Annotated in this window: 21 protein-coding genes and 1 pseudogene; 14 read left to right on the forward strand and 8 right to left on the reverse strand. The window is 55.9% G+C overall.

Translation table 11 applies throughout. The annotated features are described in order from the left end of the window. The first annotated feature begins 40 nt into the window (after nt 1–40). The 12 genes and pseudogenes from ABLV07_RS12120 to ABLV07_RS12175 all read left to right on the forward strand — a co-directional run bounded on the left by ABLV07_RS12120 (nt 41) and on the right by ABLV07_RS12175 (nt 10,720). Nucleotides 41–1,042: an MsnO8 family LLM class oxidoreductase gene (locus ABLV07_RS12120; protein ID WP_032708156.1), complete on the forward strand. Its 1,002-nt coding sequence runs from the start codon at nt 41–43 to the stop codon at nt 1,040–1,042. After that, entirely contained in the window at nt 1,039–2,160 is a 1,122-nt protein-coding gene (locus ABLV07_RS12125) for an amidohydrolase (protein ID WP_045361011.1), read from the forward strand. Before ABLV07_RS12120 ends, ABLV07_RS12125 begins: the two co-directional genes overlap by 4 nt. A gap of 24 nt (nt 2,161–2,184) precedes the next feature. After that, a pseudogene (locus tag ABLV07_RS12130) lies at nt 2,185–4,448 on the forward strand (NtaA/DmoA family FMN-dependent monooxygenase). An 11-nt stretch (nt 4,449–4,459) separates the two neighbouring features. Continuing rightward, nucleotides 4,460–4,969 carry a GNAT family N-acetyltransferase gene (locus tag ABLV07_RS12135; protein WP_020078687.1) on the forward strand — a complete coding sequence of 170 codons (510 nt, stop codon included), beginning with the start codon at nt 4,460–4,462 and terminating at the stop codon, nt 4,967–4,969. Nucleotides 4,970–4,978: 9 nt separating this feature from the next. Continuing rightward, nucleotides 4,979–5,899: an amino acid ABC transporter permease gene (locus ABLV07_RS12140; RefSeq protein WP_045366173.1), complete on the forward strand. Its 921-nt coding sequence runs from the start codon at nt 4,979–4,981 to the stop codon at nt 5,897–5,899. Next, complete coding sequence (locus tag ABLV07_RS12145; RefSeq protein WP_015366435.1) at nt 5,883–6,659, forward strand: amino acid ABC transporter ATP-binding protein; 777 nt, start codon at nt 5,883–5,885, stop codon at nt 6,657–6,659. Before ABLV07_RS12140 ends, ABLV07_RS12145 begins: the two co-directional genes overlap by 17 nt. Nucleotides 6,660–6,679: 20 nt before the next feature. Beyond that, nucleotides 6,680–7,549 carry a transporter substrate-binding domain-containing protein gene (locus ABLV07_RS12150; protein WP_015366436.1) on the forward strand — a complete coding sequence of 290 codons (870 nt, stop codon included), beginning with the start codon at nt 6,680–6,682 and terminating at the stop codon, nt 7,547–7,549. Nucleotides 7,550–7,622: 73 nt separating this feature from the next. After that, nucleotides 7,623–8,321 carry a YoaK family protein gene (locus ABLV07_RS12155; protein WP_046883810.1) on the forward strand — a complete coding sequence of 233 codons (699 nt, stop codon included), beginning with the start codon at nt 7,623–7,625 and terminating at the stop codon, nt 8,319–8,321. Between the two features lie 35 nt (nt 8,322–8,356). Continuing rightward, nucleotides 8,357–8,974, forward strand: coding sequence for a glutathione S-transferase (locus ABLV07_RS12160; protein ID WP_015366438.1), 618 nt, complete (start codon nt 8,357–8,359; stop codon nt 8,972–8,974). Between the two features lie 68 nt (nt 8,975–9,042). Further along, a complete protein-coding gene (gene pptA / locus ABLV07_RS12165; protein WP_015366439.1) occupies nt 9,043–9,270 on the forward strand; it encodes a tautomerase PptA in 228 nt (75 codons plus the stop codon). A 355-nt stretch (nt 9,271–9,625) separates the two neighbouring features. After that, a complete protein-coding gene (locus ABLV07_RS12170) occupies nt 9,626–10,060 on the forward strand; it encodes a winged helix-turn-helix domain-containing protein (protein WP_020078688.1) in 435 nt (144 codons plus the stop codon). Between the two features lie 66 nt (nt 10,061–10,126). Then, complete coding sequence (locus ABLV07_RS12175; RefSeq protein WP_223848511.1) at nt 10,127–10,720, forward strand: LuxR C-terminal-related transcriptional regulator; 594 nt, start codon at nt 10,127–10,129, stop codon at nt 10,718–10,720. Nucleotides 10,721–10,762: 42 nt separating this feature from the next. On the opposite strand, the gene ABLV07_RS12180 is transcribed toward ABLV07_RS12175, so the two are convergent. After that, nucleotides 10,763–11,344, reverse strand: a complete 582-nt coding sequence (locus ABLV07_RS12180) for a flavin reductase family protein (protein ID WP_015366443.1) — start codon at nt 11,342–11,344, stop codon at nt 10,763–10,765. A gap of 174 nt (nt 11,345–11,518) precedes the next feature. Between ABLV07_RS12180 and nhoA the strand changes: the two genes are divergently transcribed. Next, on the forward strand, nt 11,519–12,364 hold the full coding sequence (gene nhoA / locus ABLV07_RS12185; RefSeq protein WP_015366444.1) for an N-hydroxyarylamine O-acetyltransferase: 846 nt from the start codon (nt 11,519–11,521) through the stop codon (nt 12,362–12,364). A gap of 169 nt (nt 12,365–12,533) precedes the next feature. On the opposite strand, the gene narI is transcribed toward nhoA, so the two are convergent. The 6 genes from narI to ABLV07_RS12215 form a co-directional block, all read right to left on the reverse strand. Continuing rightward, nucleotides 12,534–13,214: a respiratory nitrate reductase subunit gamma gene (narI, locus tag ABLV07_RS12190; protein WP_015366445.1), complete on the reverse strand. Its 681-nt coding sequence runs from the start codon at nt 13,212–13,214 to the stop codon at nt 12,534–12,536. Continuing rightward, a complete protein-coding gene (narW, locus tag ABLV07_RS12195) occupies nt 13,211–13,906 on the reverse strand; it encodes a nitrate reductase molybdenum cofactor assembly chaperone (RefSeq protein ID WP_015705535.1) in 696 nt (231 codons plus the stop codon). The genes narI and narW overlap by 4 nt, the downstream gene beginning before the upstream one ends. Next, a complete protein-coding gene (gene narH / locus ABLV07_RS12200) occupies nt 13,906–15,450 on the reverse strand; it encodes a nitrate reductase subunit beta (protein ID WP_015366447.1) in 1,545 nt (514 codons plus the stop codon). The genes narW and narH overlap by 1 nt, the downstream gene beginning before the upstream one ends. Beyond that, the gene (locus tag ABLV07_RS12205) at nt 15,447–19,187 is read right to left on the reverse strand and encodes a nitrate reductase subunit alpha (protein WP_348853288.1); all 3,741 of its coding nucleotides are present in this window, start codon (nt 19,185–19,187) and stop codon (nt 15,447–15,449) included. The genes narH and ABLV07_RS12205 overlap by 4 nt, the downstream gene beginning before the upstream one ends. Before the next feature lie 55 nt (nt 19,188–19,242). Continuing rightward, the gene (locus ABLV07_RS12210) at nt 19,243–20,631 is read right to left on the reverse strand and encodes a NarK family nitrate/nitrite MFS transporter (protein WP_015366449.1); all 1,389 of its coding nucleotides are present in this window, start codon (nt 20,629–20,631) and stop codon (nt 19,243–19,245) included. A 179-nt stretch (nt 20,632–20,810) separates the two neighbouring features. Then, nucleotides 20,811–21,392 (reverse strand): TetR family transcriptional regulator, encoded by a 582-nt coding sequence (locus ABLV07_RS12215; RefSeq protein WP_348853287.1) that lies wholly within the window; start codon nt 21,390–21,392, stop codon nt 20,811–20,813. A gap of 121 nt (nt 21,393–21,513) precedes the next feature. Between ABLV07_RS12215 and ABLV07_RS12220 the strand changes: the two genes are divergently transcribed. Next, the gene (locus ABLV07_RS12220) at nt 21,514–23,004 is read left to right on the forward strand and encodes an MFS transporter (RefSeq protein ID WP_046883813.1); all 1,491 of its coding nucleotides are present in this window, start codon (nt 21,514–21,516) and stop codon (nt 23,002–23,004) included. A 2-nt stretch (nt 23,005–23,006) separates the two neighbouring features. Here the strand turns inward: ABLV07_RS12220 and ABLV07_RS12225 are convergent, their stop codons facing one another. Further along, nucleotides 23,007–23,804 carry an IclR family transcriptional regulator C-terminal domain-containing protein gene (locus ABLV07_RS12225; protein WP_087876975.1) on the reverse strand — a complete coding sequence of 266 codons (798 nt, stop codon included), beginning with the start codon at nt 23,802–23,804 and terminating at the stop codon, nt 23,007–23,009. Between the last annotated feature and the right edge of the window lie 167 nt (nt 23,805–23,971).

Genomic DNA, 23,971 nt, shown 5'->3' on the forward strand with positions numbered 1-23,971 from the left:
TCTAATAATGCAGGCATGTTAATTAAAACGAGCCTGCGAAATGTCTTATCGAATCAGTATCCTGGATAAAAGCCCCCTTGCTCCCGGTGAAACGGCCGCTCAGGCGCTGGCGCGTACGTTAACGCTTGCGCAACAGGCAGAACGCTGGGGATATCATCGTTTCTGGATTGCCGAGCATCACAACGCGGAACAGCTGGCGAGCCCGTCGCCGGAGCTATTGATTGCCTGGATCCTCGGGCAAACCCGGCAGATCCGCGTCGGTTCCGGCGGCGTGATGCTGCAGCACTATAGCCCCTACAAAGTCGCCGAGAATTTTAATCTGCTGGCAAGCCTTGCCCCAGGGCGTGTCGATCTCGGCGTTGGCAAAGCGCCAGGCGGTTTGCCGCTTGCCACTCGCGCATTACAGCAGGGCATTCATCAGCACGAAAAGGGCAGTTTTGCCGAGCAGCTTACCCAGCTTGATAACTGGCTAACGTTGACCGAAAGCCAGGGCGAGGAGAGCCTGCGCGCGACCCCCATTCCACCGCGCCGTGCGGACGGTTTCCTGCTCGGCGCCAGCGTCGACAGCGCCCGTCTGGCGGCCAGTCTGGACTGGAACTTTGTTTTTGCCGCGCATCTCAATGGCGATAAAAACTTGTTGCAGGAAGTGCTGACGAACTGGCGCGAATTGAGCCGCCGCGAGGTGATCGTGGCCGTACAGGTTATTGTTGCGCAAGACGCCGCCAGCGCGGCCGATCTGGCGAAGCAGGTAGAGGTCTGGGGCGTCGAGCTGGCAAACGGTCAGCGGGTGACGGTGGGCAGTGAATCTCAAGCGGCGGCTTTTGCCCGTCAGGCCGGTAGCCCGCCGACGCGCATTGAGCGCCGCGAGTCCTCGCTGTTGTTTGGTACCGCAGAAGAGGTTAAAGCACAACTCGATGCCCTTCAGGCACAGTGGGGCATTGATGAGTTTATTATTGATACCCCTATTGCCGAAGGGCGTGCGCGGCTGGCGTCGTTGGGATTGCTGGCGCAGGCGCATCTTGGCGCGGAGGTAACGCCATGAATTTCGAACAACAGCTGATTAGCTGGCGGCGCGAACTGCATCAGAACCCGGAACTCTCATTACAGGAAGTGGCAACTACCGCGCGTATCCGCGACTGGTTGCAAAGCGGCGGCCTGCCGTTACTGCCTTACGAGTTAACCACCGGCGCGGTGACGGAAGTGGGCAGCGGCGATAAAATCATCGCCCTGCGCGCCGATATTGACGCGCTACCGATAGAAGAGGCCACCGGACTGCCGTTCCGCTCGCAAAATCCCGGCGTCATGCATGCCTGCGGTCACGATATACATACCAGCGTGATGCTTGGCGCGGCGTTGCTGTTAAAGGAACGAGAAGCGCAACTGCCGGGGCGGGTGCGGATCCTGTTCCAGCCAGCGGAAGAGAGTTTCGGCGGCGCAAAAACGTTGATCCGCGCCGGGGCGCTTGACGGCGTATCGGCAATCTTCGGCATGCACAATGAGCCCAATTTACCCGTTGGCGAGTTTGCCACCCGCGGCGGCCCGTTTTATGCCAACGTCGATCGCTTCGTATTCAAAGTAACCGGCAAGGGGGCGCATGCCGCCCGGCCGCATGAAGGCAAAGATGCCATCCTGCTAGCGAGCCAACTGGTGACGCTGCTACAAAGCGTCGCCAGCCGCGAAGTGAATACCCTGGATTCGGTGGTGCTCAGCGTGACGCGGATCCAGGGGGGAAATACCTGGAACGTCTTGCCGGAAAGCGTAGAGCTCGAGGGAACGCTGCGCACCCACAGTAGCGAGGTGCAGCAGCGGGTTAAGGCGAGAGTCAGCGAAATCGCCGCCGGCTTCGCCAGCGCCTTCGGCGCGCAAATCGATGTCTTCTGGTACGCCGGACCAACGGCGCTGGTCAACGATGAACAATGGGCGGCGTTCGCCAGCGCGGCGGCCGACCGCTTCGGCTACCGCACGCATCACGCCGATTTGCATCTGGGCGGTGAAGACTTTGCCGTCTATCTGCAGCATATTCCGGGTGCTTTCGTCAGCATAGGGAGCGCCAGTGAATTCGGCCTGCATCATCCGGCCTTTAATCCGGATGAAAACGTCATTGCCCCAGCCGCGCGCTATTTCGCGGATCTGGCGGAACAGGCATTACACCATATTTAATTTTTGACAGGGTAAGGGGTCACTATGTCTGAAAAACGGCAATTACGTCTGGGGACGATTTTACATGGCGCCTCAGGAAATATGTCCGCCTGGCGTCATCCGGCGGCGCTGGCGGATGCCAGTATTAATTTTGAATTTGTGAAAGAAACGGCGCAAAAAGCCGAGCAGGGGAAACTCGATTTTATTTTTGTCGCCGACGGGTTATATATTAACGAAAAATCCATCCCGCACTTTTTAAATCGTTTTGAGCCGTTAACGGTATTATCAACGCTGGCGGCGGTGACCGATCGTCTGGGGCTGGTCGGCACGCTATCCACCTCCTATAGCGAACCGTTCACGACCGCGCGACAGTTCGCCAGCCTTGACCATTTAAGCCACGGGCGCGCCGGCTGGAACGTGGTGACGTCGCCGCTGGAAGGCTCGGCGAAAAACTTCTCCCGCGCCCAGCATCCCGATCATGCGCTGCGCTATCGCATCGCCGACGAATATCTTCAGGTGGTTAAAGGATTATGGGATTCCTGGGAGGACGGCGCTTTTGTGCGTAATAAAGAGAGCGGTCAGTTTTTTGATAAAAATAAACTGCATACGCTTAATCATCATGGCGATTTCTTTAAAGTCGCTGGTCCTTTGAATATTGCCCGCACGCCGCAGGGACGGCCCATTATTTTCCAGGCCGGCGCCTCCGATGACGGCAAAAAATTAGCTGCTCGCCACGCCGATGCCATTTTTACCCACCAGGAATCGTTAGCCGAGGCGCAGGCGTTTTATCAGGATGTCAAAAGCCAACTGGCTGCCTATCAGCGCAGTGCGGATCAACTGCATATTTTCCAGGGCGTCAGCGTAATCGTCGGTGACGACGCGGAGGATGCGGAGCGTCAATACCAGACCACGGCGGCGCTGGTCTCGATCGACGACGCGTTGAATTACCTGGGTCGTTACTTCGAGCATCATGATTTTGCGCAATATCCGCTGGATGAACCCTTCCCGGATATTGGCGACCTTGGGCAAAACAGCTTCCGCAGCACCACCGATGAGATTAAACGCAATGCCCGTGAACGGGGATTAACCCTGCGCCAGGTGGCGCTGGAGGCCGCCAGCCCACGCCCGCGCTTCTCCGGCACGGCCAGCGACGTCGCCGACGGCTTACAGCTGTGGTTCGAACAACGCGCCGCCGATGGCTTCATTATTCAGGGCGGCACGCCGGAAACCTTCCCGCGTTTCGTTGATGAAGTGGTGCCATTGCTGCAGGCGCGCGGATTGTTCCGCCGCGACTATCCAGGCACCACGCTGCGGGAAAGCCTGGGGCTGGATCTGCCCATTAACCAATTCGAAAAATAATAAAAGAGAACCGCGCTATGCAGAAATCAACACTATTGCTGGCCTTCGCGTTGGCAATTAGCGCCCCGTCGTGGGCGCAGGACGTCAATATCAATGGCACCGGAGTTAGCCTGGAAGCCAATAAAACCCCGATTCATACGGCAAAAAATCCGCAGGCAATTGCGCTGTTGCCGAAAGATCTGCACCTGGCGGTGCCGGGGAAATTCACCGTCGCGGTTGCGGCGCTAAACTCGCCGCCGCTGACGGTGTTTTCTGATGATAACAAAACGTTGCTCGGTAGCGAGGCGGATATTGCGCGTCTGGTGGCTGACAGCCTCGGCCTCGAAGTCAACGTTGTTCCGACCTCGTGGGAAGACTGGCCGCTTGGCGTCGCCTCCGGCAAATATGATGCCGCGATCAGCAATATTACCGTTACCAAAGAGCGCAAAGAGAAGTTCGATTTCGCCACTTATCGTAAAGATTCGCTGGGTTTTTACGTTAAAAGCACCAGCCCACTGAACAAGATCGACAAAGCGGAAGATATTGCCGGGCTGAAGATTATCGTCGGCTCCGGCACCAATCAGGAGGCAATCTTACTGGCATGGAATGCGGAAAACGTTAAGCGCGGGCTTAAACCGTTTATACCGGTCTACACCAAGGATGACGCCGCGCAGACGCTGGCTCTGCAAACGGGCCGCGCCGATGCTTACTTTGGCCCTAACGTCATTGGCGCCTGGAAAGCGGCGCTAACCGGCAAAACTAAGCTGGTGGGGAGCGTGGACGGCGGCTGGCCGAAGGCGGCGCATATCGCGGTGACGTTGAAAAAAGGCAGCGGGCTGGTCAATGCCGTCCAGGCGGCGCTGAATGGCGCTATCGCCAGCGGCGATTATGCCAAAGTGCTCAATCGCTGGGGCGAAGGCGTGGAGAGCATTCCACAATCGGAAATTAACCCTGCCGGGCTGGGCGATTAACAGGAGGCGCTATGAGCGAAGCATTCCGTGATATTTCTCCGGACGCGCCGGAGCTACAGCCGATTATTAGCGGCCTGTTTGCCGAGTACGCCGCCCGTTACGGCGACTATTTTTCTCGTGATGCGGAAGTGGAGTTAACCGAATGGTATCTGCCGCCGCAGGGGCTGTTTATTGTGCTGGAGCGTGACGGCGAAATCATCGCCACCGGTGCTTACAAGCCGAAAGATCCGCACACCGCGGAAATTAAGCGGATCTGGACGCATCGTCGGCTGCGTCAACAGGGGCTGGCCGCCAGGGTTGTACAAGAACTGGAGCGTCGGGCGGTGCTGGCAGGTTATAGCCATATTTATCTCACCACCGGTTTTCGCCAGCCGGAAGCGGTAAAGCTCTATTTAAGCCAGGGGTACGAAGCACAGTTTGACCTCACTCGCGACCCGGAAGAGTACAGCCGCCCGCCCTATGATGGGCGGTTGCGGTTCACTAAAGCGCTGGCGGTTAGCGCCCTCAGCCACAGCGCTTAAGGAGGCGTCATGCAATCATCTGAAACGATTAAAGTGGTTCCGGCTCGCTATCCGCTGCGCGTCGCCGGGGCGGTATTGGCCCTGCTGGTGCTGGCGGTCGTTGTGCAGTCGGTCGCGTTCAATCCGCGCTGGGAGTGGGGGGTGTTCGCACACTGGTTCTTCGACCCGGTGATCCTTGAGGGGTTGGGGCAAACGCTGCTGCTCACGCTACTTGGTACCTTTTTAAGCGTCATCTTCGGCGGCCTGTTAGCGCTGGCCCGCTTGTCGTCGTCGTGGCTGCTCAGCAGCCTGGCATGGGGGTATATCTGGCTGTTTCGTTCGCTGCCGCTAATCGTGGTGTTGATCATTCTGTACAACTTTTCATATCTCTACGACAGCTTATCAGTGGGGATCCCCTTCACCGGCATAACCTGGGCGAGCTACCAGACTATCAATGTACTGGGGCAGTTCTCCACGGCAGTAGTTGGCCTGACGCTGGTGCAGAGCGCCTATACTGCCGAAATTATCCGCGGAGGCTTTTTGGGCGTGGATCACGGGCAATATGAGGCCGCCGCCGCGCTGGGACTCCCCGCCTGGCGACGTACGCTGCGGATCATTTTGCCGCAAGCGCTGCGCACCATTCTGCCTGCGGGGTTCAATGAAATCATTAGCCTGGCAAAAGGGACGGCGATGGTTTACGTGCTGGCGATGCCGGAATTGTTCTACACCATTCAGATGATCTATAACCGCACCCAGGAAGTGATCCCGTTACTGATGGTGGGCGCCGCGTGGTACCTGGTGATTACCAGCGTGCTTTCTGCAATTCAGTACCTGGTCGAACGCGCGCTGGCGCGCAGCGAACGGCGCTCAGCGGTGAACAGCGTGCGTAATAATCGCGTTAACCAACCGGCTCGTCAGCCGCAGGAGGCCGTCCATGCTCAACTCTCGTAATGGTCATATTTCGATAACCGGGGTCAGTAAATACTTTGGTCGTCATAAAGCGCTGGATGATGTCTCCCTGGAGATTGCGCCGGGAACGGTGACGGTGATCCTGGGGCCGTCCGGTTCGGGAAAATCGACGCTGCTGCGCACCATTAACCATCTTGAACGGGTCGATGAAGGGTTTATCCAGATTGATGGCGACTATATCGGTTATCGCCGTCAAGGCGACAAGCTGTATGAGCTGAAAGAAAAAGAGATCCTCCGCCAGCGGGTTAACGTGGGCTATGTATTTCAGAACTTCAATTTGTTCCCGCATCTGACGGTGCTGGAGAATCTGATTGAAGCGCCGATTGCCCATAAACAGGCCAGTCGCAAAGAGGCGATTGCTCGTGCGTATGAATTGTTGGACATTGTCGGTTTGCGCAACAAAGCCGATGCCTGGTCACGGCATCTTTCCGGCGGTCAGCAGCAGCGCATCGCCATCGCCCGCGCGCTGGCGCTCAATCCGCGCGTGATCTTGTTTGATGAACCTACCTCGGCGCTGGATCCGGAACTGGTTGGCGAAGTGCTTGATGTGATCAAAAAACTTGCCCGCTCCGGGACGACGCTTGTGGTGGTAACGCATGAAATCGGCTTTGCCCGTGAGGTTGCCGACCAGGTGGTGTTTATGGTCGATGGCAAAATCGTTGAACAGGGCAGCAGCGATGAAGTGTTAAATAATCCGCAACACCAGCGCACCCGGCAATTTTTATCGCGGGTGCTGGCATGAGGAAATTAGCTGCCGCTCTCATGCTGCTCCTGAGCATCGGCGAGGCGCGCGCCGAACTTGATTTGCGCGCCAATGAACGGCCATTGCCGGTGACGCGAGATGATAACGCGATTAGCAAAATCCCGCCTAACTATCGTTTTGTGGAGCCCGGCGTGCTGACGGTGGCGATTTCGGCGTTAAATTCGCCGCCGCTGGCGCTGCTGGCCAGCGACAACCGTACGCGCATCGGCAGCGACCCGGACATTGCCCGTTTACTGGCGGGTAGCCTTGGGCTGAAACTGAAGCTGGTGCCTACGGCCTGGGAGGACTGGCCTTTGGGGATCGCGTCAGGGCGTTATGATGTGGCGTTGATTAACATTGCGGTGACCGAGAAGCGCAAAGAGAAGTTCGATTTCGCCACCTACCGCGTTGACTCGCTGGCCTTTTCGGTGAAATCAACCAGTGAGATCACGCGGATTTCAAATGCGCAGGATCTCTCGGGGCGTAAAGTCATTGTCGGTTCTGGCACCAACCAGGAGCGGATCCTGCTGGGGTGGAATGCGGAAAACGAAGCCGCCGGCCGTCAGCCGGCGTTACCGGTTTATCTTACTGACGATGCCTCCGGCAATTTGTATATTCAGTCGGGAAGGGCGGATATCTTTTTTGGCCCGCAGTCGGTGGCCTCTTATAAGGCTGCATTAAACGGGAAAACTAAAGTCGTCGGGCTGGGACCCAAAAAAGCCTGGGTGGCGACGACTACTAAAAAAGGCAATGGGCTGGTATATGCGCTGCAGGCGGCGCTAAACGGCGCGATCGCTCGCGGCGAGTATCAGCAGGTGCTCGCGCGCTGGGGGGAACAGGGGGAGGAAGTCAGGCAATCGGAGGTCAATCCGCCGGGGATAACCTATTGATGCAATGATTATTCATAGCAGGGATTGCTATACTCATGGCTACATCGTGTGTCTTTTTAATGGATTAATCACTGTGGCTGAAAACCAACTCTTACTGGAGCAACGCTGGCTGCACCATCGTGAACCCGCGTTGCTCGCCGCTTCCGGCGGCGCTATCGACACCATCAGCTTCATCACCTTGTTTGGCCTGTTTACCGCCCACGTCACGGGAAACCTGGTGGTGGCCGGCGCAGCACTGGCCACCAACAGCGAAGGTATTTTATCCAAACTGCTCGCCATTCCTGTTTTTATGCTGGCGGTGGCGATCGTTACGCTGGTTATCAAACGTCGAAAAATTATCACGCCACGCTTCCTTGGCGGCTTGTTCGTCGTCGAGATCCTGCTGTTACTGCTTTTCGGCCTGTTGGGGCTGCTGTGGCAGCCCTTTGTCGGCGCGGATAGCGCGACCGCGTTAATCACCGGCATGGCAGGCGTAATGGCGATGGGGGTGAGGAATGCAACCACCCGTTTATTATTACCCACCACCAGCCCGAGTACGATGATGACCGGCAACGTCACGCAGTTAACCATCGATGTGGTGAACTGGTGCCAGGCGCCTAACCGCGAGAATAGAGAGAAAATCAAAAAATCGGGGGCTTCGGTGCTCGGTTTTCTGCTGGGCGCAGGGCTCGGAGCGCTGGGCTACATCCTGGCGGGCTTTTACTCGGTACTTATTCCGGTGGTACTGGTGGCCATCGTCGCCTGGCGCGAATTCAGCGCCGCGCGGAATTAGTGCTACGCTAAAAGTTTTCTACGCGGGAGCTGACGATGATGAAATTGTATGGCGTGCCGGGGTGGGGCTCGGCGATAAGCGAGATGATGCTAACGTTGGCCAATATCCCTTATCACTTTATCAATGTCGATGGCTTTGACCAGCCAGGCGCGCAGCGAGAGAAACTGTTGGCGATCAACCCGCTGTGTCAGGTGCCCACTTTGCTGCTGGCTGATGGCAGCGTAATGACGGAGTCGGCGGCGATAGCGCTGATGATCCTCGACGAGCGCCCGGATCTGGCGCCGCCAGCCGGTACGCCACAGCGCCGGCAGTTTCAACGTTTGCTGATCTGGCTGGTGGCTAACGTTTATCCTACCTTCACCTATGCCGACTATCCCGAACGTTGGACAGCCTCAGCGCCTGACGAACTGCGTGAGAGCTGTCAGCAATACCGCAAATCACTGTATCTATGGCTGGAACAACAGCTGGCTGCCGCGCCTTACGCCTTGGGCGGGGATATCACGCTGTTGGATTGCTATATTGCCGCGATGTACAGTTGGGGGCCGCGCCGAGAGTGGTTCGCGGCGCATACGCCAAAGTTTGCCGCCGTGGCGCAGGCGGTTTATCGCCGTACGGAGCTGCAGCAGGTACTGCATGACAACAATCTTCTTTAAAGCACTAATTGTGACTTGCATCAGGAAACCTGTGATAGTTTTAAATTCCCAAGAATAAGGAGCCTGCTATGCCACATGTCGATATTAAATGTTTTCCCCGTGAACTGAGCGAAGAGCAAAAAAATGCGCTGGCTGCGGAAATCACTGAAGTTCTGATCCGCCATCTTAGTACAAAAGACAGTTCAGTTAGCGTTGCGCTCAATCAGGTGCAGCAGAGCGACTGGCAGCAGGTATGGGATAATGAAATCGCGCCGCAGATGGATTCTTTGATTAAGAAACCGGGATACCGAATGTAAAAGACCGGCCGCCGTTAGCGCATTTTCGTCACGCTAAATAGACTACCATCGGCCGAGGTCAATTTTACTTGAGCGAAAGATATGCCACTTTATTGATCCAGATCAATAAAAGTGGCTTTTTTTTGATTTCCATACCTTTCATTAATTTACCTTTTGTAAAGTAATTGGCCATTTAAGAATAATCCTAATCAACATAAATAACTGATAATACTGCACTATATAGTGCATTGCGCTTTATATGTATTTAAATGTAGTTTTATGTTTTGATTATTATGCATATCAAAATTGTTTAGGCGATTGCTGATTTGCCATGTAACCTGCCTTTGAAATGATGATTTTTATCATGGAGAGATGAATGATAATAGGTAGTGCGTTACTTGGTTACCAATTAGAGGATGATTTTTTTTACTTCTTGAAGTACCGGGAAATAGCTACTGTAAGTGGTAATAGAAAAAACATCCGTCTACGAAAAACGATGGCCTGTTTAATTGAGTATTTATTTGAACATGGTCTTGAAAGAATGGTTAGTGATGAAGAGTTGATGGTACATGTCTGGGAGAAAAATGATTTAAGGCCCTCATCACAACGTTTATGGCAAGTGATGCAAAATTTACGTCGGATCCTGAAGGATATCGGCATCGAACAAGAGATTATATTACGCGTTAAGACTCAGGGTTATTATATCAATAGTCATTACGTTACGAGTGTTTATTCGGTAAGAACTCATAAACCATTCTGCCAGAATAATGATGCGACCGTTCAGCTTTGTGAGCTGTCCGAGCTAAATTAATAGCCATAGGGTCTGCCGTATTCAAGGTATGCCTGTCGTTTTCATGTTAAGGTTATAAAATTGAAGGTGATAATTAATAGTAAGGATATTTGGTTCCGACTGGGCGTGGAACACTGTCTGCAACAGATAGCTTCTGACGATAATGAGATCGATTACGCTGATTTGGATTTTTGTAATCATTCTATACAGCAAGCGGATCTCATTATATTGCCGTTACATGGCTATCAAGATTACAAGCATATTTATGCGCTATCTCAATTTTATCAGGGCATGATTCTGGGTGTGAGCACCTCCAGAAACGTTCACTCACGGCGGCTTTTATTTCGCCAAAATATATTATGGATAAGCAGTCGTGAAACCATAGACAATGTTCAAAAATTATTGTTAACGATCAAGCATCGGCAATTATATCATCATGATGGTCAACCGGATTTTAGTGTAATGAAGGCAAAAGATGGGGCTCCGCTCAGCGAAAGAGAAATGATGATTATTGATCATGTCGCCAAAGGCACTCCGGTGAACGCCATTGCCAGAGCGTTGGGACTGCGGGTAAAAACCATTTATGCGCATTTAGATAAAATTAAAGCTAACTTCAACCTTAAAGGTGGAAGTCACTTTCATCGCTTCATGATAAGCCCGCCGTCTTATCACTTACTCTAAAAGATGGTGAAAGGGAATGACGGCAGAGTTGCCGTCGTTCTGTTAATTATGTGGCGTATTCGCCTGCACGTGACGGCCGCTGGCGACAAAATTGCCGGTACCGAGATGGTGAATAGTATTGAGTTTGTCATCATCAAACTGCCAGCGCCCGCTGACGAAGGCTCGTTCATCGGCCGCGGCGGCAACCACTTCGCCAAACAGCGTATCGTATTGCTCTTGTGCCGCGGTGGCGGGTAGCAGACGGCATTCCATCCACGCCAGGCATTTCTCTTCAATTAACGGTAGCCCCAGTTCGGGCCCATTCACCACCGGGATACCGTAAGCATTGAACTTATCTTCATCACGCCCGCTCACGCTGCCGACCGCATAGACCCAACTGGCGGCGGCCACGCCCGGCACCACAATGCCAAAGGCGCCGTTACGCTCAATGATCTCCCGCGTCCAGGTGCTTTTATCCACCACAATAGCCACTCGCGGCGGGGCAAATTCAACCGGCATCGACCAGGCGGCGGACATCACGTTACGCCGTCCTGACTGCGCATCATAACTGGTGATCATAATGGTCGGGCCGTGGTTGAGCAGGCGGCTGGCGTACTGAAGTTCCACGTGGCGAAAACGGCTCATAAGCGTTCCTTGGTGAGTGGGCGAATGCCTGTAAGTAGTTTATTCACAATACAAAGGTAATCAATACATCAACGGCTATGTAAATCAGATATCAGCTGGCGCGATCGCACAAAATACACCGTCGCGGGGAAAAAATAGGCTATAAATGTCGGACACCAAAAGCTGGAGGCGTTGATGACCCCATTTTTAAGCGCGTATTTTACTCGTCTGGCCTGGACGGGAACCCCCGATGTTTCCATTGACACCCTGCGAGAGTTGCATAGCCATCATAATAGCGCGATCCCGTTTGAAAACCTGGACGTTCTGCTACCGCGTGAAATCCACCTTGACGATCGGGCGCTGGAGGAAAAGTTAATCACCGCCCGCCGCGGCGGCTACTGTTTTGAACAGAACGGGCTGTTGCAGCGGGCGCTAAGCGAGATCGGTTTCTCGGTTCGCAGCCTGTTGGGCCGCGTGGTGCTGGCGAATCCGCCGCAGATGCCGCCGCGCACCCATCGCTTGCTGCTGGTGGAGGTCGAAGGCGAACGCTGGATTGCTGATGTCGGCTTTGGGGGGCAAACCCTGACCGCGCCGATTAAGCTGCTGGCCGATATTCCGCAGCATACGCCGCATGGTGTTTACCGCCTGGTGCATGAAGGCGATGAGTGGACGCTGCAGTTTAATCATCATGAACACTGGCAGTCGATGTACCATTTCGATCTGGGGCGACAATATGCCTCTGATTATGTGATGGGTAACTTCTGGTCGGCGCACTGGCCGCAGTCCCATTTCCGCCATCATCTGCTGATGTGTCGTCATCTGCCGGACGGCGGAAAAATGACGCTCACCAATTTCCATTTTACCCACTGGGAAAATAACCATGTAGTGGAGAAGGTGGATCTTGCGGACGTGTCGGCGCTTTATGAAACGCTGCAAACCCGCTTCGGACTTGGTGTAGATGACCCGAAGCACGGCTTCAGCGAAGCCGCGCTGGCAGCAGTGATGGCGGCGTTCGATACCCATCCGGAAGCCGGGAAGTAACGCTGATGACGACGGCGAAGAAAGCGCAGTTTCGCCGTTGTAGGCCGGATAAGGCGTAGCCGCCATCCGGCATAAAGGCTGGAGCCGGGGCTGATGAATATGACCCGGAGTCGGCGCAGGCGCCTCGTCCGGGCTATTGGTAAACGGGCATGGCTGGGGCCGCCAGCGCTCAGCGCCGGGAGCGCACCACCTGGTAGCGGCGGGTGAAATACTCTATCGGCGCGCTCCAGACGTGAACCAGCCGGGTGAACGGGAAGATAAGGAAGATAGTCATTCCCAGCACCAGATGGACGCGATACACCCACGCGACGCCGTCCAGATGCGCCGATGCGCCGCCGTGGAAGGTGACTACCGCCTGCGCCCAATCCACCAGTTTCAGCATTTCGCTGCCGTCCGGATGCTGGGCGGAGAACGGGATGGTCGTCAGCCCCAGCGCGCACTGAATCAGCAGAATGCACAGGATCAGGATATCCGCAGTGGTGGAGGTGGCGCGAATGCGCGGGTTGGTCAGGCGGCGCGCCAGCAGGCCAATACCGCCGACCAGAGTCAGTACGCCGCAGACACCGCCCAGCACCATCGCCATTACCTGTTTCTGCGACATCGGCAGGAACCATGAATAGACCCAGTGCGGCGTCAGCATCCCGAAGAAGTGGCCGAAGAAAATGCCGAGGATGCCGATATGGAATAAGTTCGACCACAGCACCATGCCCCGTTTATCGAGCATCTGGCTGGATGACGCGCGCCAGGTATACTGCCCGTAGTCATAGCGCAGCCAACTGCCCACCAGGAACACGGTGCCGCAGAGATAAGGGTAGATATCGTAAAAGAAGACGTTTAAGTACTGTATCATTTCGGGCCTCCGGCGCGGATGTCGACGTACTGCGGCGCCACATCCTGGCTAAAGCGTCGTTGATAAGCTTGCATTGGCGAGCTATCGCAAGCGGTTGCATTATCTTCAATAAACTTCACCTGTTCCTCTTCCCACACCGCATCCAGCGCCTGGCGGGTGTCGTCACGCTTCTCACTCGCTACCTGCCTGGTGACACTGTCACTATTAAGTGGGCTATCCGCCAGCGCAAGAAGGGTGTCAAAGAGTTGATAGTAATCGCATTCGCGCTGCTTTAAGCGTCCACCGAGCAACGCCAGAATAGGCGCGACGTTCTGCAGTCCTTCACGGGCATCGGCTAATGGGAGAATGCTGAGGTATTCAAGATATAAAGGCAGGTGGTCCGGCAGTTCGCGACAATCGATCTGCAGGCCCGCCTGTTCATACTGGTTCATCAGATCGACCATCGCCTGGCCGCGATCGCGTGATTCGGCGTGAACGTGTTCAAACAGCAACAGCGAGGTGGCGCGACCGCGTTCAAATACCTCACACCATTCGGCCTGGCGGTCGAGCAGCGGCGCCGCCAGTAATCGCCTAACAAACGGCGTCAGGGCAGGCGCATCGGCGCTGACCAGCGCCAGCGCCTCCTCGCGGTTATCCCACAGCGCGTCGTCGGGATACTCCAGCAACAGAGCAATGACTTTGAGGATCCGCATTACTCTCCCTCCCCATGTCGACGAACGTCCCCGACGTCAATAGCGTCGATGCGACGACTGTTGAACAGGTTGAATTTAGTATCAGAACCATGGCAACCATCGCCGAAGGTAAAACCGCAGCCGTTGCGTTCAGGGAAGGCGTCCTCCGCCAGTTCGCGGTGGCTGGTGGGGATCACGAAGCGGTCTTCATAATTGGCGATCGCCAGGTAGCGATACATCTCTTCCACCTGTTCGACGCTGAGGCCCACTTCTTCAATCGCACGGGTATCGGTCACGCCTTCGACGGTTTGCGAACGTTTGTAATGGCGCATCGCCATCATGCGTTTTAACGCGCGCAAGACCGGGCCGGTATCACCGGCGCTCAGCAGGTTCGCCAGATACTGTACCGGTATACGCAGGCTTTCTACCGCCGGCAGGATGTTACCGTTACTCGGCAGGCCGCCAGCGTCGGCGACCGACTGAATCGGCGACAGCGGCGGCACGTACCAGACCATCGGTAAGGTGCGGTATTCCGGGTGCAGCGGCAGCGCCAGCTTCCAGTCCATCGCCAGTTTATACACCGGTGATTTCTGCGCGGCGTCGATCACGTTATGTGGAATACCCTGTTTCAACGCCTCTTCGATGACCGCCGGATCGTTGGGGTTAAGGAACACATCACACTGGCGCTCGTAGAGGTCGGTTTCATGTTCAGTGCTGGCCGCTTCTTCGATACGGTCCGCGTCGTACAGCAGCACGCCAAGGTAGCGGATGCGGCCAACGCAGGTTTCTGAACAGACTGTCGGTTGCCCGGACTCAATACGCGGATAGCAGAAGATGCATTTTTCCGATTTGCCGCTCTTCCAGTTAAAGTAGATTTTTTTGTACGGACAACCGCTGATGCACATCCGCCAGCCGCGGCATTTATCCTGGTCGATCAGCACGATACCGTCTTCTTCACGCTTATAGATGGCGCCGCTTGGGCAGGTCGCTACGCAGCTCGGATTGAGGCAATGTTCGCAAAGACGCGGCAGATACATCATGAAGGTGTTTTCAAACTGGCCGTACATCTCTTTTTGCATCGCTTCGAAGTTGCGGTCTTTGGCGCGTTTTTCAAACTCGCCGCCGAGCAGTTCCTCCCAGTTTGGCCCCCAGGTGATCTTATCCATCCGTTCGCCGCTAATCAGCGAACGCGGGCGGGCGGTAGGCAAGTATTTGCCCTCCGGCGCGTTGTGCAGGTGCTGATAATCGTAGGTAAAGGGTTCGTAATAATCGTCAATCTGCGGCAGCACCGGGTTGGCGAAAATCTTCGACAACACGCTGACGCGGTTGCCCAGACGCGGAGTAAGCTTGCCGCTGATACCGCGGATCCAGCCGCCTTGCCACTCGTCCTGATCTTCCCAGTTTTTGGGGTAACCAATACCAGGCTTGGTTTCCACGTTGTTGAACCACGCATATTCCATCCCTTCGCGGCTGCTCCAGACGTTTTTACAGGTGACGGAGCAGGTATGGCATCCGATGCATTTATCCAGATTCAGCACCATTCCGACTTGTGAACGTATTTTCATTTCTTCGCCTCCTGTACCTGGTCACGACCTTCGCCATCCAGCCAGTCAATATTTTTCATTTTGCGGATCATAATGAACTCGTCGCGGTTGGAGCCGACGGTGCCGTAGTAGTTAAAGCCGTAAGCCAGTTGGGCATAGCCGCCAATCATATGCGTGGGTTTAGGACAGACGCGGGTGACGGAGTTGTGGATGCCGCCCCGGCGACCGGTCACCTCCGAACCAGGAATGTTCATAATGCGTTCCTGAGCGTGATACATCATGGTCATGCCTGGCGGCACGCGCTGGCTCACCACCGCACGCGCGGTGAGGGCGCCGTTGGCGTTGAAGGCTTCGATCCAGTCGTTATCTTCAATCCCCAGTTCTTTTGCGTCGGTTTCGCTTAGCCAGACTATGGGCCCGCCGCGCGACAACGTCAGCATCAGCAGGTTTTCGCTATAGGTCGAGTGGATACCCCATTTCTGATGCGGGGTCAGGAAGTTCAGCGCTTTTTCCGGGAAGCCGTTTGGCGGCACGTCCTTCATCTGGCTGACGCTGCACGTATCGATCGGTGGGCGATAGGCCACCAGACTCTCGCCGAAGGCGCGCATCCAGGGATGATCCTGATACAGCTGTTGCCGCCCGGAGAGGGTACGCCACGGGATCAGTTCGTGAACGTTGGTATAACCGGCATTATAGGAGACATGTTCGCTTTCCAGACCAGACCACGTTGGGCTGGAGATGATCTTGCGCGGCTGCGCCTGAATATCGCGGAAGCGGATTTTCTCATCCTCTTTATTCAGCGCCAGATGAGTGTGGTCGCGGCCGGTAAATTCTCCCAGCGCTTGCCAGGCTTTCACCGCCACCTGGCCGTTGGTTTCCGGCGCCAGGCTTAAGATGACTTCACTGGCGTCGATAGCGCTGTCGATACGCGGACGGCCTTTGGCCGGACCGTCTGGCTTGACGTAGTTAAGTTTGCCGAGGAAGTCGACCTCGCTTTGCGTATTCCACGAAATGCCTTTACCGCCGTTGCCGAGCTTATCGAGTAATGGCCCCAGAGAGGTGAAGCGTTCCCAGGTGGCCGGGTAGTCACGTTCAACCAGCGCAATTGACGGCGCGGTTTTGCCTGGAATGAGATCGCATTCGCCCTTGCGCCAGTCGAGGACATCGAACGGCTGTGACAGCTCCGCCGGAGAGTCATGCTGCAGCGGTACCAGTACCACATCGGTCTCTTTATCAAGGTGGCCGACGCACACTTCAGAGAAACTTTTGGCGATGTCCTTGTAGATTTCCCAGTCGCTTTTCGCCTCCCAGGCCGGGTCGACGGCGGCGGAAAGGGGGTGGATAAACGGGTGCATGTCTGAGGTGTTCATATCGTCTTTTTCATACCAGGTGGCGGTCGGCAGGACGATATCGGAGAACAGGCAGGTACTGGACATGCGGAAATCGAGGGTCACCAGTAGATCAAGTTTGCCCTCGATCGCCGCGGTCTGCCACTCGACTTCCTCCGGCTTCACGTCAGCGGTGGAGCCAAATTCCTCGCCCTGAATACCGTTATCGGTACCGAGCAGGTACTTGAGCATGTACTCATGGCCCTTACCGGACGAACCCAGCAGGTTCGAACGCCAGATAAACAGGTTGCGCGGGTGGTTGTTGCCGCTATCCGGCTGCTCGGCGGCAAAGCGAATATCGCCTGCTTTTAACGACTGGACGGTGAAATCGGCCGGTGACAGCCCGGCGGCCTCGGCCTGCTGCCTGATGCTCAGCGGATTAACGTTAAGCTGCGGCGCGGACGGCAGCCATCCCATGCGCTCGGCGCGAACGTTGAAGTCAATCATATGGCCGCTGAATTTGCTGGCGTCGGCCAGCGGCGACAGCAGCTCCTGAGCGGTCAGTTTTTCGTAGCGCCATTGGCTGGCGTGGTTGTAGAAATAAGAGGTACTGTTCATCTGCCGCGGCGGACGAGTCCAGTCCAGCGCGAACGCCAGCGGCAGCCAGCCGGTCTGCGGGCGCAGTTTCTCCTGGCCGACATAGTGCGACCAGCCACCGCCGCTCTGACCGACGCAGCCGCAGAACACCAGCATGTTGATCATCCCGCGGTAGTTCATATCCATGTGGTACCAGTGGTTCACACCGGCGCCGAGGATAATCATCGAACGGCCATGGGTTTTATGCGCCGTATCGGCGAACTCGCGGGCGATTTGTTCGATATGTTGACGCGGCACGCCGGTGATCTGCTCGGCCCATGCCGGGGTATAGGCTTTGACATCCGCGAAGTCGCGCGCGGCATTGGCATCGTCAAGACCGCGATCCAGACCGTAGTTAGCCAGCACCAGGTCATACACGCTCACCACCAAAGCGCTCTCACCATTGGCCAACGGTAGCTGTTTAGCTGGCAGCTGATGAAGCGTTACCGGCTCCTGCTTCACGCTGCGGAAATGCGGGTTTTCGTTGCCGCCGAAGTAGGGGAAACCGACCGACACCACGCTATCGTGCATATCCAGCAGCGACAATTTTAATTCGACGTCCCGGCCGTTAGCCTGTTGTTCGAGATTCCATTTGCCTTTTTCGCCCCAACGAAAGCCGATGGAGCCGTTCGGCGCGACCAGTTCGCCATCGGCGTTATAGGCGACGGTTTTCCATTCCGGGTTATTACTTTCTCCCAGCCCGTCAAGCAGGTCGGCGGCGCGCAGCATACGGCCAGGCGCATAGCTGCCGTCGTCACGACGGTCGAGCATCACCAACATTGGCATATCGGTATAGGTACGGCAGTAGTTGAGAAAGTAATCGCTTGGGTTATCGAGGTGGAAGGTTTTGAGGATCACGTGGCCCATCGCCATCGCCAGCGCGCTGTCGGTACCTTGCTTCGGCGCCAGCCACTGGTCGCAGAGCTTGGCGACTTCCGAATAATCCGGAGTAATGGCGATGGTTTTGGTGCCCTTGTAGCGCACTTCGGTGAAGAAGTGGGCGTCCGGGGTTCGGGTCTGCGGGACGTTTGAACCCCAGGCAATAATGTAGCTGGAGTTATACCAGTCGGCGGATTCCGGCACGTCGGTCTGTTCGCCCCAGGTCATCGGCGAGGCGGGGGGTAAATCGCAGTACCAGTCATAAAAGCTCAGGCAGGTGCCGCCGATCAACGATAAATAGCGGGTACCCGCGGCGTAGGAAACCATCGACATCGCCGGGATCGGCGAAAAGCCCGCGACGCGGTCCGGACCGTAGTTTTTGATGGTCCAGACGTTGGCTGCGGCGATCAGTTGATTTAACTCTTTCCAACTGGAGCGAACAAAGCCGCCTTTACCGCGGATTTGTTTGTAGCTGCGGGTTTTCAGCGGGTCCTGCATGATGCTATCCCAGGCCTGTACCGGGTCGGGATGCTGTGTAAGGGCTTCGCGCCACAGCTCAATCAGCCGTTTGCGCGCCAGCGGGTACTTCAGGCGGTTGGCGCTGTAGAGATACCATGAGTAGCTGGCGCCGCGCGGACAGCCACGCGGTTCGTGATTTGGCAGGTCCGGTCGGGTGCGCGGATAATCGGTCTGCTGGGTTTCCCAGGTGACCAGACCGTTTTTGACATAAATTTTCCAGCTACAGGAGCCGGTACAGTTCACACCGTGCGTGGAGCGGACAATTTTGTCGAATTGCCAGCGTTGCCGGTAGCTATCTTCCCAGTCACGGTTATTGTCGTAGACCTGACCGTGGCCGTTGGCAAAGGTCTCGCGTTTCTGCTTAAAGTAGCGAAAGCGATCCAGTAATTTACTCATGACATTCCTCCTGCTCCGCTAATGTCCGGCATCGTGCCATCCGGTAAATAGGTCGTTATGGTTGTGCTGGTTTACGGCGGCCATAGACCAGCCAGGTCACCAGCACGCAAACCACATAGAAGACAAAAAAGACTTTCATCGCGCCCACCGGCGAGCCGGTCATGGCCAGCGAGGTACCGAAGGCTTTTGGAATAAAGAAGCCGCCGATGGCGCCAATTGCAGCGATGAACCCGAGCGCGGCGGCGGTATCGGTCACCGCTTCATGCTGGGCCTGTTCGTCGCTGCCGCCGCGCTTTTTCACGCTATCAATGGTGAGCTGACGGAAGATCACGGCGATCATCTGGAAGGTGGAACCGCTGCCAAGCCCGGCGGTTAAGAACAGGCCCATAAACACCACGTAGAAGGCGAAGAAGCTGCCGGAACCGGAGCCCGGCAGGGTGAGGAAAAGCAGCCCGGTAAAGACCGCCATCAGAATGAAGTTGACCAGCGTCACCCGTACGCCGCCCAGACGGTCGGAAATGATACCGCCGAAGGAGCGCGCCAGCGCGCCGATAAACGGGCCGAAGAAGGCCAGTTTCAGGATATCGACATCCGGAAACTGGGTTTTCGCCAGCATCGCGAAGCCGGCGGAGAAGCCAATAAACGAGCCGAAGGTGGCCAGATACAGCAGACTTAGCAGCCACATATGCGGGCGTTTCAACACCGGTAGCTGATCGCGAATCGAAGCTTTGGAACTGGCAATATCGTTCATGCCGAACCACGCGAAAACGGTGGCGATAACCAGTAACGGCACCCACAGCAGCGGTGAGTTGCCGAGCCACAGCATGGCGCCGCCAGGTTGCTCTACGCCGCGAACGCCCAGAAAGGTAAAAATCGGCAGGAAGACAAAAATGGGGGAGACCAGTTGCATCACGCTGACCCCGAGATTGCCGAGCCCGCCGTTAATCCCTAATGCGCTGCCTTGTTTGGCCTTGGGGAAGAAGAAGCTGATGTTGCCCATACTGGAGGCGAAGTTGGCGCCGGCAAAACCGCAGAGTAACGAAATTGCGATAAATACCCAGTACGGGGTAGTTGGATTTTGTACTGCCAAACCCAGCCATAAACAGGGAATCACCAGAATAACCGTGCTAATAACCGTCCAGTAGCGCCCACCCATAATAGGTACCATAAAGGAGTAGGGTACGCGTAATATTGCGCCGGAAAGCGAAGGTAGCGCCGTTAATAAAAAAAGCTGGTCGGTAGTGAAATTAAAACCCACTTTATTGAGATTGACCGCGACTGCGCTAAATAACATCCAGACGCAGAAGGCGAGTAACAGACAAAATACGGAAATCCATAAGTTCCTGCGCGCAATCGCTTTTCCTTTATTTTCCCAGAAGGCTTCATTTTCTGGTCGCCAATCTTTTAAAAGATAATGATTCTTTTTATCACCTTCTATCGACATAACACCCTCACTAAAGCGTACGAGATCAAAAGGATAAATAAAAAACAGCTGAAACTATGCAGGCTGGAATTAAGCTTCAGCTGTTTTTAATAATTGTATTGTTTGAGGATAGATAAGAATCGAGGCGTGAAAGAATTCACGCCGACAATGAAGGGTGGTCAATTGTTACTAAATGTAACTTAAACCTGAGGGAGTTCCAGCGCGATATAATGTTTTAAGTAACGGATAAATGCCGCATCGTCAATCGCTTGCATCCTCAGCGCGTAAATGCCATCCAGCCCGCAAACCAGAGCAATCAGACGCCAGGCGATATTGTCAGCCGTATCCTGCGGCTGAAATTCACCGGCTTCGGCGCCGCGGTTAATCGCCGTGACCGTTTCATCATGCCACATGCTCATGGTAAGCAGATACGCGGCCTTAATTTCCTCATCGCTATCGGACAAAATCTGCGCTTCCCGCCACAGACGGATATAGGGCTCGAGACGGCCATCTTCGCTACCAAGTAATGAAAACAGGCGTTCACTCCAGGAGGCGTCATCGGTCAGCAGCTGAATATCGAGCATTTCGCGGATCAAGCGGATAAAGGCCTGCGCTTTCAGCTCGCCGGTCGAGGCAAAATGATGATGTAGCTGGCCTGCGGCGACGCCGGCGTCGCTGGCTATCTGGCGCACGGTCATGGCGCTGAACCCGCCATTTAGCGCCACCCGCATGGCGGCCTGCATGATAACTTCCCGACGCGCTTCCCGATTTAAATAGTGCATAGCGACTCGTAACCAAGAGGTGATGGGGAATGGTAACAAAAAGTTGGACAGGCGTTCAACAATCCGGCAGGATCGCAATCCTGGACGCGTGTCCAATTTGATGAATTGAGGATAAAGAAGTATGTCTCGGCAATGGTTAACGCTGATGGCGATTTTACTGGTTTATATCCCGGTGGCGATTGACGCAACGGTGCTGCATGTGGCCGCCCCGACGCTCAGCGTCGCGCTTGGCACCAGCGGCAATGAGCTACTGTGGATCATTGATATCTATTCGTTGGTGATGGCCGGTATGGTGCTGCCGATGGGCGCGTTGGGCGACAAAATCGGCTTTAAGCGCCTGTTGCTGCTCGGTAGCGCTATTTTTGGTATCGCTTCGCTGTGCGCCGCGCTGTCGCCGACGGCGATAACGCTGATTATCTCCCGGGCGCTGCTGGCGGTTGGCGCGGCGATGATCGTGCCGGCGACGCTTGCCGGGATCCGCGGCACTTTCGCCGAAGCCAGCCAGCGTAACATGGCGCTGGGATTATGGGCCGCCGTGGGCTCCGGCGGTGCGGCATTTGGCCCGCTGGTGGGCGGCATGCTGCTGGAACACTTTTACTGGGGATCGGTGTTCCTGATCAACGTGCCAATCGTGCTGCTGGTCATCGCCATCAACGCTAAGGTCGTTCCACGCCAGCCCGCACGCCGCGAGCAGCCGCTGAATCTGCCGCAGGCGCTGATCCTGATTGCGGCCATTCTGATGCTGGTATTTAGCGCTAAGTCAGCGTTAAAGGGGCAGCTGGCGCTGTGGCTGATTGTGCTGGTGGCTATCGGCGGCGCGGCCATGTTGACCTGGTTTGTCCGCAAGCAGCTGTCGATGCCGACGCCGATGGTGGATATGCGTCTCTTCACCCACCGCATTATTTTGAGCGGGGTGATGATGGCGATGACCGCGCTCATTACGCTGGTCGGTTTTGAATTGCTGATGGCGCAGGAGCTGCAGTTCGTGCATCAGAAAACACCGTTCGAGGCCGGGCTGTTTATGCTACCGGTGATGGTCGCCAGCGGCTTTAGCGGGCCGATTGCCGGAATGCTGGTATCTAAACTGGGGCTGCGGCAGGTGGCGACCGGCGGTATGTTGCTGAGCGCGTTGAGTTTCCTGGGGCTATCGATGACCGACTTCAGCACCCAACAGTGGCAGGCGTGGGGGTTAATGACGCTGCTGGGCTTTAGCGCCGCCAGCGCGCTGCTGGCGTCAACGTCGGCGATCATGGCGGCGGCACCGAAAGAAAAGGCCTCCGCGGCAGGAGCGATTGAAACCATGGCCTATGAACTGGGCGCCGGGCTCGGAATTGCGCTGTTCGGCCTGATTCTGACCCGTAGCTACAGTTCGGCGATTGAACTGCCTGCCGGGATTGGCGGTGAAGCAGCGGTACAGGCCTCATCGTCCATCGGCGAGGCGATGAAGGTGGCGCAATCGCTCCCCGCGATACCGGCAGATTCACTGATTGCGGCGGCGAAAACCGCGTTCATTAGCGCCCATAGCATTTCGCTGGCGACGGCTGGCGTTCTGCTGTTATTACTGGCGCTGGGGATCTGGCGCGGGCTGGCCAATACGCCGGCGCCACGGTAATGTCATAGCTGAAGAGAAAGCTCCATCGCCGCGCGACGCAGCGGCGCGAGGGCTTTCTCCTTCAGCGCCGCGGCGCTCATCGAAGAGGCGGGGACGCCAACGTTGAGTGCTGCCACCACCTGGCCGCTGCGCGACAACAGCGGTACCGCAAGCGAGCATAATCCAACTTCAATTTGCCTGTCCGCCAGCGCATAGCCCTGCATGCGAACTTTAGCTATTTCCTCGTGTAATGCCGCGGGGTCGCACAGGGTATGCGGGGTGTAGCGCATAAGATGTGCGCGTGACAACGTCACTTCAAGTTGTTCTTCTGGCAACGCGCTCAGCAATACCCGTCCCATTGAAGTCGACCATGCCGGGAGGCGACTGCCGCGCCCCAGATCGACGCTGAGCAAGTTATTGACCGCCGCGCGGGCGATATACAGTACGTTGTCGCCATCAAGCGTGGCGGCGGAGCAGCTTTCTCCTAACGTCTTACCAAGATTATCCAGCGCCGTTTGCGCCACTTTCGCCAGCGGGGTTCCCGCCAGATAGGCGTGACCCACGGCCAGCACGCGCGGTAGCAGTTCATAGCTGCGGCCATCCGGGCTGTGCACCATCCCCAGCGCCGCCAGGGTATACAGGCAGCGGCGCACCGCCGCGCGGGAAATTTGCGTTTTTTGACTTAACTGCGAAATGGTCAGCCGCTGGCGCTGCGGAGTAAAAGCGTTGAGCACTTCCAGCCCGCGGGCGAGAGACAGCATAAAATTGGGGTCGTGCTCGGCCTGCCTGGCGCTCAGCGTAGTGTGGGTATTGTCGCTCATTGCATCTTTCTCCGTTGCAACGTAAAGCTCACGAGGAATCACTATACCGCGCGCAAACCAGGGCGCGGCGAATTGTGCCTGTTTTACCACCTCGATCACATTATTAACCGCAATTTAACAAGCGTGCCGATAATCGCACAACATTTCGATTATCGCCGTTGACCATC

Source organism: Klebsiella sp. CN_Kp097 (assembly GCF_040064495.1).
In the GTDB taxonomy this organism is placed as follows: domain Bacteria; phylum Pseudomonadota; class Gammaproteobacteria; order Enterobacterales; family Enterobacteriaceae; genus Klebsiella; species Klebsiella aerogenes.